The 12,228-nt window shown below is 37.7% G+C and carries 10 protein-coding genes; 6 read left to right on the forward strand and 4 right to left on the reverse strand.

Going from position 1 to position 12,228, the window contains the following annotated elements:
- Positions 1-52 precede the first annotated feature (52 nt).
- The gene (locus tag HMPREF1040_RS02910; RefSeq protein ID WP_007392459.1) at positions 53-1,417 is read right to left on the reverse strand and encodes a sodium:alanine symporter family protein; all 1,365 of its coding nucleotides are present in this window, start codon (positions 1,415-1,417) and stop codon (positions 53-55) included.
- 5 nt (positions 1,418-1,422) lie between these two features.
- Positions 1,423-2,142: a glycerophosphodiester phosphodiesterase gene (locus tag HMPREF1040_RS02915; protein WP_007392461.1), complete on the reverse strand. Its 720-nt coding sequence runs from the start codon at positions 2,140-2,142 to the stop codon at positions 1,423-1,425.
- A 257-nt stretch (positions 2,143-2,399) separates the two neighbouring features.
- Between HMPREF1040_RS02915 and gyrA the strand changes: the two genes are divergently transcribed.
- Both gyrA and sfsA read left to right on the forward strand, forming a co-directional pair.
- On the forward strand, positions 2,400-4,838 hold the full coding sequence (gene gyrA, locus HMPREF1040_RS02920; protein ID WP_007392467.1) for a DNA gyrase subunit A: 2,439 nt from the start codon (positions 2,400-2,402) through the stop codon (positions 4,836-4,838).
- Between the two features lie 273 nt (positions 4,839-5,111).
- Complete coding sequence (gene sfsA, locus HMPREF1040_RS02925; protein WP_007392428.1) at positions 5,112-6,266, forward strand: DNA/RNA nuclease SfsA; 1,155 nt, start codon at positions 5,112-5,114, stop codon at positions 6,264-6,266.
- Between the two features lie 68 nt (positions 6,267-6,334).
- Here sfsA and HMPREF1040_RS02930 read toward each other — a convergent pair whose 3' ends face one another.
- Positions 6,335-6,763, reverse strand: coding sequence for a MarR family winged helix-turn-helix transcriptional regulator (locus HMPREF1040_RS02930; RefSeq protein ID WP_007392443.1), 429 nt, complete (start codon positions 6,761-6,763; stop codon positions 6,335-6,337).
- 214 nt (positions 6,764-6,977) lie between these two features.
- Between HMPREF1040_RS02930 and HMPREF1040_RS02935 the strand changes: the two genes are divergently transcribed.
- The gene (locus HMPREF1040_RS02935) at positions 6,978-7,427 is read left to right on the forward strand and encodes a GtrA family protein (RefSeq protein ID WP_007392432.1); all 450 of its coding nucleotides are present in this window, start codon (positions 6,978-6,980) and stop codon (positions 7,425-7,427) included.
- 63 nt (positions 7,428-7,490) lie between these two features.
- Here HMPREF1040_RS02935 and HMPREF1040_RS02940 read toward each other — a convergent pair whose 3' ends face one another.
- Positions 7,491-8,330, reverse strand: a complete 840-nt coding sequence (locus HMPREF1040_RS02940) for a pyridoxamine kinase (protein WP_007392446.1) — start codon at positions 8,328-8,330, stop codon at positions 7,491-7,493.
- 257 nt (positions 8,331-8,587) lie between these two features.
- Between HMPREF1040_RS02940 and HMPREF1040_RS02945 the strand changes: the two genes are divergently transcribed.
- From HMPREF1040_RS02945 to HMPREF1040_RS02955, 3 genes are all read left to right on the forward strand, one after another.
- Positions 8,588-9,931, forward strand: a complete 1,344-nt coding sequence (locus HMPREF1040_RS02945; protein WP_036257437.1) for an acetyl-CoA hydrolase/transferase family protein — start codon at positions 8,588-8,590, stop codon at positions 9,929-9,931.
- A 78-nt stretch (positions 9,932-10,009) separates the two neighbouring features.
- On the forward strand, positions 10,010-11,473 hold the full coding sequence (locus HMPREF1040_RS02950) for an aminotransferase class I/II-fold pyridoxal phosphate-dependent enzyme (RefSeq protein ID WP_007392435.1): 1,464 nt from the start codon (positions 10,010-10,012) through the stop codon (positions 11,471-11,473).
- Positions 11,470-12,153, forward strand: a complete 684-nt coding sequence (locus HMPREF1040_RS02955; protein WP_007392429.1) for a thymidylate kinase — start codon at positions 11,470-11,472, stop codon at positions 12,151-12,153. Before HMPREF1040_RS02950 ends, HMPREF1040_RS02955 begins: the two co-directional genes overlap by 4 nt.
- Positions 12,154-12,228: the final 75 nt, after the last annotated feature.

Consider the following 12,228-nt stretch of genomic DNA (forward strand, 5'->3'; position numbering starts at 1 on the left):
CGGTATGAGTATGGGAACTCATACCGCCTTTTTATTAGCTGATTAATATATGCTATTGTTCTGTTCGGTTATAATATTTGGGATTACTAAAATATTCTTTTGTTTTTTTCCGCACAACAGGGAATAAAATGAAGAGCGCTATCATGTTAGGAATAATTACTAATCCCATTGCTAAGTCTTGGATGCTCCAAACTAAATTGATTTTGGCAGTTGCACCAATGATGCATAAAAAGGGGAAAATATATTTTATTTTATCCGTTACAGCGGGACCAAATGCATAAGTGAAACTTTTTGCGGCATTCCACCATTGTCCCATGAGAGTAGTGAAACAAAAGATAAGTAAGGCTAAGGTTCCTGCGTGTTTTAACGGGCCCCAAATGGTGCCAAAAGAATTTAAGGCCATTACGGTTGCGGAATTGTCAGTTAAATTCATACCTGTAACACCGATAACTAAAGCGGTAATAGTACAAATAATAATTGTATCTACAAATACTTCTGTAACGCCTGTGATTCCTTCATCGACAGGATGAGGAACAATTGAACTACCATGAGCAAAAGGTGCGGTGCCTTCACCCGCTTCATTTGAGTACATCCCGCGAGTAATCCCATATTGCATGGCCGTGAATATGACATATCCGCCTGTCCCACCAGCTGCGGCTTTAAAGGACCAAGCTTGTTCAAAAATTTCAGCAAAAATATGAGGAACGGCTTGGAAGTTGATGATAATAACAAGTAAGCCGATTACGACATAAAACACGGACATGATAGGAACTAAATTCATGGCAATATTGGCTAAGCGTTTTAGCCCACCTAGTGTAATGGAGAGTAAGCAAATAATTAAAACGACACCAGTACCGAAAGTAGAAATACCATAATTTGATTGTAAAATACCAGAGATGGTATTGGATTGTACTAAATTTGCACCCATCATTTTTATACACATTAAAATAGCGATAACCACACCTAACCAGGGAAGTTTTAAGCCGTCACGAATATAATACATGGGACCACTTAAAATATTTCCTTCCGAGTCTTTTCCGCGGTGAATTTGAGAAAGGACAATTTCACCATATTTTAAAGCCATTCCGAAAAAAGCGGCGAACCACATCCAAAATACAGCACCCATACCGCCTGATACAATTGCTGTAGCAACACCAACTACATTTCCTCCACCTACATTTCCTGCAAGTGTTACCATCATTGCTTTAAAGGTAGAAATAGAGCCATTGCCCTTGTCTTCGTGCCGAGATTTAAACGAATGAATCAATGTCTTTTTTATGATAAATGGAAAATAACGAATTTGAATAAATCCGTTTGCGATGGTATATAGGATACCTAAGCAGAGCAGAACATAGACTAGCCATTTGCCCCATAAATAAGAATTGATTAAGACAATCGTTTGTTCTAAAGCATCCATAAACATTAGCCTCCTTGAATGATCCGACGCACTAGGTCGGGATAATTAGTGATGACACAATCTACACCTTTTCCTAATAACGTGCGGATTGCCGTTTCGTCATTCACTGTAAATGTATTTATGCGAATGCCATGACTTTTTAATTCGATAATAGTATCGTCAGTCAGGCTTTCGTAAAACGGATGATAGCAGGAGATGCCTAAATCCTTGGTATATTTACCAGGGGCAATTAACCATGATTCTGTTAATAACCCATATACTAAGGTTGGAGCAATTTTTTTCATACGTAGTATGCTATGGTGATTAAAGCTAGAAATAATTACTTTGTCTTGGATTTGAAATGTTTGTATTAATGCATTTACTTTTTCTTCTATATGAGGATAATCGAATACACCGTTTTTTAATTCGATGTTGGTAATTAAATGTGTTTGCTGTACCCATTCTAAGTATTCTTGTAACGTAGGAATAGCTACTGGGGGCATATTGGGATACGAGGCGGCAGCATTTAGCTGTTGTAATTCCGTTAAAGTAAAATCACGAACAAAACCAGTTTTGTTCGTGGTACGATCAATTCGTTCATCGTGTATAATTACCGGAAAACCATCTTTTGTTAATTGGACATCTAATTCGATTCCATCGGCACCAGCAGATAACGCTTTTTTGAATGCAAGCATGGTGTTTTCAGGATAAGAACCACTAAACCCTCGATGGGCAAAATTTAACATGGTGAAGACTCCTTTGGTTAAGTAATTGTGACCAAGCTTATTATATCATGATACATTATTTTGAAGAAGTAATAAAAAACAATATATAGGTAATTTTAAATAATACATGATATGCTAATTTGTAATTCATCGCGACAGGGAAGGGGATGTGATAAATAACTATCAAAAAAAGATAAAATTTGGTATAATATACTATTATATAAAGTATATCTATTATAGAAATGATAAGATAATTATAGGATTTACGAGGTGAAATTGTGGACGAACAATATACGGAAAAAGTGTTGCCAGTTTGTTTGGAAGACGAGATGCAAACATCATATATTGATTATGCAATGAGCGTTATTATTACACGTGCTTTGCCGGATGTGCGTGATGGATTAAAACCTGTGCATCGGCGTATTTTATATGCTATGCATGAAGCGGGAATGACTCCGAATAAGCCATATAAGAAATCGGCACGTATTGTTGGGGAAGTACTGGGAAAGTATCATCCTCATGGAGATCGTTCTGTATATGATGCAACCGTACGGTTAGCTCAGAATTTTTCTACTAGATATCCCTTAGTTGATGGACATGGTAATTTTGGCTCTGTGGATGGCGATTCTGCAGCAGCTATGCGGTATACGGAAGTACGTATGGCTAAGATTACCGGTGAAATGTTGGAAGATATTGATAAAGAAACCGTTGATTTTATGCCCAATTATGATGGCTCATTGCAAGAACCGGCTGTGTTGCCTTCAAAGATTCCGAATTTATTGGTTAATGGATCAGCAGGAATTGCTGTGGGCATGGCGACTAATATTCCACCTCATAATTTGGGAGAAGTCGTTGATGGTTGTGTTACCTTAATTGATAATCCTGAAGCTACCTTAGAAGACATTATGAAGTGTATCCAAGGTCCAGATTTTCCGACAGGGGCGAAGATCTTAGGTCGAGAAGGGATTTTAAAAGCGTATACAACGGGGCGTGGCAGTATTAAAATGCGTTCCTGTGCGACGATTGAGTCGATGAATAAAGGGAAAAATAGGATTGTTGTTACAGAAATCCCTTATCAAGTTAATAAAGCACGGGTTATAGAGTCCATTGCTGATTTGACGCGGAATAAACTGATTGATGGTATTACGGCGTTGCGCGATGAATCAGATCGCAAAGGGATGCGTATTGTTATTGAATTGAGAGCAGACGTTAATCCTGATATTGTATTAAATAAATTATACAAGCATACGCAATTACAAGAGACATTTGGCGTGATTATGTTGGCTTTAGTGGACGGGCATCCGCGTGTGTTGACACTAAAGCAAGTGTTAAACTATTATTTAGACCATCAAAAACAGGTTATTACGAGAAGAAGTCAATTTGAATTAAACAAAGCCTTAGCACGAGCACATATATTGGAAGGGTTATTAATTGCGTTAGATCATATTGATGAAGTTATTCGTATGATTAGGGAATCTGCTAATGATGATGTAGCTAAATCTTCGCTTATGCAGTCTTTTGGGTTAAGTGAAAAACAGGCTATCGCTATTTTAGATATGCGGTTGCGGCGTTTAACTGGGTTAGAACGAGAAAAAATAGAAGAAGAGTATAAAGAATTAGAAGAACGCATTGCTTATTTACGAGCTGTATTAGCAGATGAGCATAAGGTGATGGAAATTGTAAAACAAGAATTATTAGAAGCTAAAAAACGGTTTAGTGACATTCGGCGTACTCAACTCGTAGCAGATTCATCGGAATTAGGAGTGGAAGATATGATTCCAGATGAACGGATGGTGTTAACCTTAACGCGGCGTGGATATGTAAAACGCATGAATGCGAATGTTTATCATACGCAAAATAAGGGCGGTCGCGGTGTGCGAGGTATGGGTACGAAAGAGGAAGATACGGTAAATCATTTATTGTATACGTCATCTTTGCATACGGTGTTGTTTTTCACTAATTTAGGGAGAGTATACAGATTAAAAGCATATGAAATTCCTGAAGCGAATAATCGAAATTCTAAGGGAATTGCAGCTATTAATATTTTACCTCTTGATGAAGGAGAAAAAGTTAATGCCCTAATTGACTTAGATCAGGCGGATCTTTCCATGCATTTGTTCATGGCAACAGAACAGGGATTAGTAAAGAAAACGCCGCTGATTGAGTTCAAGAATGTTCGTCGTAATGGTTTAATTGCGATTTCTCTAGTAGAAGGAGATCATTTGGCAAAAGTTCGCTTAACTAAAGGAGATCAGCGGATTATTTTGGCAACAAAACAGGGGATGGCGATTTGCTTCAATGAAAATGATGTACGACCGACTGGGCGTAATACGCGAGGCGTTCGTGGTATTTCTTTAGCTCCAGATGATTTGGTTATCGGCGCGGATGTACTGGCACTAGAATGCCAAGTACTTACTGTCAGCGAGGAAGGGTTTGGCAAGCGAAATAATATGGATGCATATAATATTCAACGGCGAGGTGGCAAAGGCGTTAAAAACTTTAAAATCACGCAAAAAACTGGAGCGATTGTCGGTGTAGAAGTGGTTAGAGAAGAACAAGAATTAATGCTTATTACGACAAATGGTATCGTTATTCGGACAGATATTGAAAGTATAGGTGTAAAAAAAGGTAGAAACACATCCGGTGTAAAGATTCAAAAACTAGAAGAAAATGATAAAGTTGCTGCATTAGATACGATTACTGTCGAAGGAGAATAACTAGATAGTTGTAGATAAAAATAGAAATGACAAGCGAAATGCTGGCATTTCTATTTTTATCTAACAGAAAAGAAAAAATATGATAAGGAATTTATCACTTATATTTGACAAAAATAATAAGATATAGTATGATTTATTTGAATAGAAGAAGAAATACTATGTTGATATAGCATAATAAGTCTTTTCCTATTTTGTCTATCTTTTCAGTTTTATTTCCCTATTTCTGCCGTACATTCCTCCGAAGTACGGTAGATTTTTTTTAGGAGTAAATATATGGAATGGAATACTTCGTTATTAAAAAAAGGTACCTTTATACGTCGCATGAATCGTTTTGTGTGTGAAGTGGAAATTGATGGCATTTCCACGATATGTCATTTGCCGAATCCAGGACGAATGTGGGAGTTATTGTTTTCACAAGTTCCTGTTTACGTTCGGCAATGTATGAATGCAACGCGCAAGACCCCTTATGATCTAGTTGGCGTAGAGCGGGAAGGGATTCCGGTTTTATTAGATACTCAATATACGAATGACGTAGCGGCTTATTTTATTCAGCATAAGCAAATACCTGAATGGCGGTCATGGAAGCTGATTCGAAGAGAAGTGACCGTAGGGCATAGTCGGTTTGATTTGCTGTTGGGGCGAGGAGATGAGCGTTTTTATGTAGAGGTTAAGTCTTGCACCTTATTTAGCAAAAATGGGGCTATGTTTCCTGATGCTGTGACGGAACGAGGAAAAAAACATTTGCTGGCATTAGCGGCGATGCATGATAAGGGAATCCGGACAGGCCTTTTATTTTTAGTTCATTGGGATAGGGCGAAGTGGTTTTTACCTGATTATCATACAGATCCTGAATTTGCTACTGTTTTTTCCAAAGTTGAGCATAAATTGGATTGGCAAGCTGTTTCAGTGCAGTGGGATGAATCGTTTCAAATGCCTAGGCCCAGGGAAAGATTGCTATATCCTTCGGCAATATTACAACAGGAAAACAAGGATGCGGGAGCATATATGCTAGTGTTAGAAGTGGAGCAAGAACGGGATATAGAGGTCGGGAAAAAGGGGATCGTACACGTTTGTCCTGGGTATTATGTATATGTCGGTTCAGCTAAGAAAAATTTGGCTGCTCGCATTGCACGACATAAGAGAAATCTAAAAAGGTTACATTGGCATATTGATTATCTTAGGCAGGTGGCAACGGTACGGGCGGTTATTCCTATTCGGACTAGTGCCGATGTGGAACATATTTTAGCGTCTCAGGTAGTGCGGATTTGTGACTGGCATATACGCGGCTTTGGCTGTACTGATTGTGCTTGTACAACACATTTGTTTGCGTTTAAAGAAAATCCTATTCACTTGCAGACATTTATGAAGATAGTTGAAGATGTTCGGATGAATCGTTTGGATGCATGCATTTTAGCTAACTTAAGATAAAAATAACCGTCTATGTCACGTTTGGAGTGATGTAGGCGGTTTATATTATATGTATTTAGTTTTTGTGATTAAGAAGACAAGGAAACACCTTGAATACGACCTAATAGTCTAAATAGTTCTTGCCGCTCTGCTGGCGTTAAATTACTTAAGAGGCGTTGGTTTAGACTATCTATTTCGTGTAACAATGGATCTTTTAGTTGCCATCCCTTTTCAGTTGCTTCTACGCGGATGCTTCGACGATTATTAGGATTTAGAATGCGTGTAACTAACCCTTGTTTTTGCATACGATCAAGGACACCAGAGATGGTGGAGTTTTCTACATGCAAGGTTTGGGCAATTTCTTTTGGAGTGATACTGGTTTCTTTATCCCAAAGACAGGTTAAAACCCCATATTGTCCTGGTGTAATGCCGAAACGGCTTAATGCATTTGAAAAGACAAGAAACACTTCGTGTTGAGCAATGGTGAGTGCAAAATTAATACAGTTTTTATGAGGCATAGTAGGGATCTCCTTTCTCTTAAACATTGTGAAAATAATTCGTATTGCAAAGTAAGTATAGTGTAGCATACTTTTGAAATGATGACCATATTTAGATATTAATTTGTGAAAAATATATCAGAATTGACATACTTATTCTTAATTAGAGAAGGATGACAGGTATTATTTCATGAGATATAATGGATGAAGAGATAGATAAGAAAGGTTGGGAGTCATGAAAGAAAAAAAGCTGTTTGGCTTTATATATACGGATAAAGAATGGATGAAAGTTATATTGTATTTATGTATTGGCGGAACAGCAGCTATCGTTGAATGGATTTTGTTTTATGTGTTGTTTTATTCATTTACTGTAGGTAATATTTTTTTACTTCAGACGCCGCGTGTATTGGTAGCTACGGCAGTAGCGTTTGGGTTAGCAACATTATATCATTATTGGTTAGGAAATATATTTGTTTTTGAACAGGGGAGTCGTCACGCAAGAACAACGGAAATTTCTTTGATTTTTTTAGTTAGTACCATTGGGTTAGGTTGGAATTTATTACTCATGTGGTTTTTTACTTCTCCTATATGGCTAGGGATAACCCCTTTTTATGCGAAAGTATTAGCGAGTGCCATTGTTACCGTTTGGAATTATATGTCTAGAAAAGTTTGGATTTTTAAATGATAAAGGGTGACTGTTTCTATTAAGAGGATAAAAACAGTCACCCTTTAGTGTATTTTTATAGGATTATTTCATATTCCATAATTTATGCAAATGGGGTTCTAATTGAATGCCTTCACGATAATCCGTTTTTGCTTCGTATGTATATGTGATAACTTCACTTAAGAAATCAGCAGCTGTTTTTATAGCTGGAAAGAGGTTCATTCCGCTTAATAAAGAACCCGTAATTATGCTGGTAAATATATCGCCTGTTCCACAGGTGGAAAAAGGAATTCTTTTGACCGTGTATTCATCATAAAGCATCGTATCATGGTCATAGCAGACAATTTTTATATGTTTTTCCGTATCGGGGATACTAGTGATGATTACTTTTTTTGGACCGAGAGAAGATAATTTTTGGCAAATCTCTTTTATTTTTTTTGAAGTAGGGATTTCTGTTTGCTTATAAGGTATATCTGATAATAAGGTGGCTTCTGTATAGTTTGGTGTAATGAGGGTTGCTTTTTGAATGAGTTTACGCATCGCTGGAACAATTTCTGGCGTAAAGATGGGGTATAATTTACCATTATCACCCATGGCAGGATCGACAATAATCCATTCCGTATTAGCACCTAAGCGGTCAATTGCATGTTCGACTAAGTTGATTTGTGAGATATCGCCGAGAAAGCCACTATAAATAGCACTATAAGTGTAGTTTAACTCTTCCCATTTATTAATGAATTGCGGCATGGTTTTTGTGCAATCTGTAGAAATAAAAGATGGGTAGGTTAAATTATTACTAAATAAGGCTGTGGGTAAAGGGCAAACTTGAAAACCCATAGCAGAAATAATGGGGATAGCGGCAGTTAATGAACAGCGACCAAAAGAACAAAGATCATGAATAGCAAGAACACGTTTGGTAGACATAGTAAAACCTCCTAGTAATAGATTATCTTTTATTGTACGTATAATGGGACTATTCGTAAACAGGACAGATGGAATATAATCTGTCTTGTTTTTTTATTAAAATGTTAAATAAAAATAAATAAAAAAAGATAAAAAGAAAAGCTATGCAAAAATAGCAAATGAAAAACAACTATATGTTCTTGAAAAGTGAGGGAAGTAAAACTTATAATGATATTGTGCAATAATGAACGTACTATATAGGAAAGGAATGAATGCAAATGTCTACATGGAGCGATATGTATAGACAAAAATGTAAGTCTGCTACAGAAGCAGTAAAATTGGTGTGTTCAGGTGATTGGGTTGATTATGGGATGGCGACGTCGCAACCTGTTTTATTGGATGAGGCGTTAGCAGCACGAAAAGAAGAGTTACACGATGTCAAGGTTCGCATGGCACTGTCTTTAGCACCGCGAAAAGTGGTGGAATGTGATCCAACAAGAGAAACGTTTACTGCTATGAATTGGCATATGGGGAGTTATGATCGGAAACAATGTGCCCGTGGAAGTATGTTTTTTTTACCCATGAGCTATCGCAATGAGCCATCTATGTATAGAGATATTCTAGATGTAGATGTTGCAATGATTATGGTTGGTCCTATGGATGAACATGGGTATTTTAATTTTGGATTAACTGTTTCAGCAACAGAAGCAATAACGAAGAAAGCCAAACGAGTGATTGTGGAAGTGAATGAAGCGGTGCCTAAAGTACGCGGCGGTCGGGGTGAAGTCATTCATATTTCCGATGTCGATGTGGTTGTTGAAGGGCCGAGACGAGAAATGCCGACGTTGCCTTTTGTGCTAGGTGATGATATCGATTTAAAGATTGCTAAAATGGTAGTGGAAAAAGTTCCAGACTATGCAACGTTGCAATTAGGAATAGGTAGCTTACCTAATACGATTGGTGTGATGATCGCTGAATCGGATTTAAAGGATTTGAGTGTGCATACGGAAATGTTAGTTGATTCTTTTTATAAGATGCATCAAACAGGGAGATTAACGAATAAGTATAAGGAAATTAATACCGATAAGACAGCTTGGTCTTTTGCTTGCGGATCTTCCGAATTGTATGAATGGATAGATGATAATCCTTCTCTATCGGCTTTTCCTGTTGATTTTATTAATGACCCCTTTGTTGTAGGTCAGATATCGCGGTTTATCTCTATTAATAGTTGTATTGACATTGATCTTTTTGGTCAAGTATCGTCAGAATCAACGGGTTTTCAACATATTAGTGGGAGTGGAGGACAGCTTGATTTTACGGATGGTGCTTATCGTTCACCCGGCGGCATGAGTATTATTACATTACGCTCCACTTTTTATGACAAAAAGACGAACCAAGTTCATTCGCGGATTTTGCCTACGTTTCGTGATGGTACGATTGTTACCGATCCTCGTTCACAAGTGCATTGGATAGCAACGGAATATGGTATGACGAACCTTATGGGGGCTTCAACATGGGAACGTGCAGAACGCTTGATTAGCTTGGCTCATCCTGATTTTAGAGAATCTTTAATAGCGGCAGCAGAAAGTATGAAAATTTGGCGTAAAAGTAATAAGAAATAATAAAAATAATCCCTCGGAGATATGCGAGGGATTATTTTTTTGTAGTATGGTACAATAGTATATTAGGAGGTGCATGATATGGATGTGGTAAATCAACAACGGGCTCCTTTTGTTGAGGCCTTAGAAGCATATTGTCAACTGCATATGGTCCCCTTTCATACACCAGGACATAAACTTGGGCATCAGTCATCAGCATATCAGAAGATGTTGTTTGGGGAGGCTTTAATACGAGATTTAGGTGTTATGTATGCTTTAGATGATTTGTTTCAACCAAAGGGAGCGTTACGGGAAGCGATGGATTTAGCCGCTGATTTATATGGTGCGGGACATACTTTTTTTTCTGTCAATGGGACAACGGCCTGTGTAGAAGCTATGTTGTTAGCAGTATGTCAAGCTGGTGATGAAATTATTCTTTCGCGAGAAGCACATAAAAGTGTATTTCATGGAATTCTTCTTAGTCGAACTATTCCTGTATATGTTTCTAGTCAATTTGCAGAAAAAGAACAGGTTTCGTTAGGACCGACGCTTGAGGATATTAAAGCTACCGTGGATAGTCATCCACATGCCAAAGCATTGATGTTGACGTATCCAACTTATGATGGAATTGCGATTGATTTACCTTCAATCATACAATATGCACATGAAAATGGATTATATGTGTTGGTTGATGAAGCACATGGTGCACATTTGCCGTTTCATCCTGATTTACCACCCGAAGCACTTGCTTGTGGTGCAGATTGCGTAGCCCAAAGTACTCATAAATTAGCAGGATCACTCACGCAAACATCGATGCTACATTGTCGGCAGGGTTTTCCTTACGTAGAACGTATGGCGAGAGCAATGGAAATAGTACAATCGACAAGTCCGCATTATTGGTTTCTTGCCTCTTTAGATAGTGCAAGGCAACAATTAGCTGTTGAGGGAAAAGTACTGTTAGCAAAGACGATGGAGCTTGCGAGATATGCAAGAGAAGAACTGAATAAATTGCCAGGGATTTATGTCTGGGGGCGCGAGGTTGAACGATACACTGGTGTTATTGGGGTAGATGAAACAAAAATAGTGATTGATTTTGCGGACTTGGGGCTAATGGGCGTTCAGGCGGAAAAAGAATTGCGCAAACAAGGTATTGAAGTGGAACTAGTAGCAGGCACACATGTTCTTGTGTTGATTACTATCGGTGATGATATGGAATCTATTCAATCACTTATTAAAGCTTGTCAGATTATTTCCTCTAATCACAAAGTACACAAAGTGCAAGCGGTTAAAGAACTACCTTTGCCTCAGCCAGAGGTAGTGATTACACCAGGAGAAGCATGGAATAAGACATTAGAGCAGATTCCTTTTGCACAAGCAAATCAGCGTATTGCTGGCGAAACTATTCTGTTTTATCCTCCGGGGATTCCTGTGGTGGCTATCGGAGAAAGAATAACATCTTTGTGTATTGCTTATATACAGAAGAAGATGAATGAAGGATATGTACCTCATGGAGCTTCAGATCATACACTTAAAACGATTTTGGTAGTAAAGGATGGAAAAGAATGAAAGGAAAACTCATTATTATTGAAGGTGGCGATGGTAGCGGTAAGGCGACGCAAACGCAATTATTAAAAAGGCGGTTACAGCAAGAAGGATATGCTGTACAGGCAGTTAGCTTTCCTGATTATGATAGTCCTTCTAGTACATTAGTTAAGATGTACTTACATGGCGATTTCGGGAAAAAACCAGAAGAAATAAATCCTTATGCGGCATCCACTTTTTATGCTATTGATCGCTTTGCTTCTTATCAAATGAAGTGGCGTGATTTTTTGGCACAAGGAATGACGATTTTGGCAGATCGGTATACGACAAGTAATATGTTATATCAAATGATTAAAATAGATTCGATAGAAGAACGTAAGGTTTATTTAAAGTGGCTATGGGATTTTGAATTCAATAAATTAGACTTACCAATACCAGATGAAGTCATCTTATTAGATGTGCCACTGGACATTACGGAAAAGCTAATGTTGGAAAGAATTGGAAAAACAGGGGGAGAAACAGGCGATATTCATGAAAAAAATAAATTGTTTTTAAAACAATGTCATGATGCTTATGATATGTTGGCAAAATTATATGGGTGGCAGCGGATACAGTGTGCTGTCGACGGGGTATTGCGAAATCGTTTAGATATTCATGAAGAAATATTTCACAAAGTTGTTTCTATGATAAATGAGAATGTATAAAGAAACTATAGTGAATAAGTCACTAGAACTAGACTTTATAGTTATTTTTTTTTATAATTAAATATTAAGAACGCT

Origin of the sequence: Megasphaera sp. UPII 135-E (genome assembly GCF_000221545.1) — a bacterium.
Taxonomy (GTDB): Bacteria; Bacillota; Negativicutes; order Veillonellales; family Megasphaeraceae; genus Megasphaera; species Megasphaera hutchinsoni.

What these genes read in the sequence shown, in the direction of transcription:
- HMPREF1040_RS02945 (WP_036257437.1), top strand. Translation starts at nt 8,588, where the DNA reads ATGTCTACATGGAGCGATATGTATAGACAAAAATGTAAGTCTGCTACA.
- HMPREF1040_RS02935 (WP_007392432.1), top strand. Translation starts at nt 6,978, where the DNA reads ATGAAAGAAAAAAAGCTGTTTGGCTTTATATATACGGATAAAGAATGG.
- HMPREF1040_RS02915 (WP_007392461.1), bottom strand. Translation starts at nt 2,142, where the DNA reads ATGTTAAATTTTGCCCATCGAGGGTTTAGTGGTTCTTATCCTGAAAAC.
- HMPREF1040_RS02930 (WP_007392443.1), bottom strand. Translation starts at nt 6,763, where the DNA reads ATGCCTCATAAAAACTGTATTAATTTTGCACTCACCATTGCTCAACAC.
- HMPREF1040_RS02955 (WP_007392429.1), top strand. Translation starts at nt 11,470, where the DNA reads ATGAAAGGAAAACTCATTATTATTGAAGGTGGCGATGGTAGCGGTAAG.
- sfsA (WP_007392428.1), top strand. Translation starts at nt 5,112, where the DNA reads ATGGAATGGAATACTTCGTTATTAAAAAAAGGTACCTTTATACGTCGC.
- HMPREF1040_RS02950 (WP_007392435.1), top strand. Translation starts at nt 10,010, where the DNA reads ATGGATGTGGTAAATCAACAACGGGCTCCTTTTGTTGAGGCCTTAGAA.
- HMPREF1040_RS02910 (WP_007392459.1), bottom strand. Translation starts at nt 1,417, where the DNA reads ATGGATGCTTTAGAACAAACGATTGTCTTAATCAATTCTTATTTATGG.
- HMPREF1040_RS02940 (WP_007392446.1), bottom strand. Translation starts at nt 8,330, where the DNA reads ATGTCTACCAAACGTGTTCTTGCTATTCATGATCTTTGTTCTTTTGGT.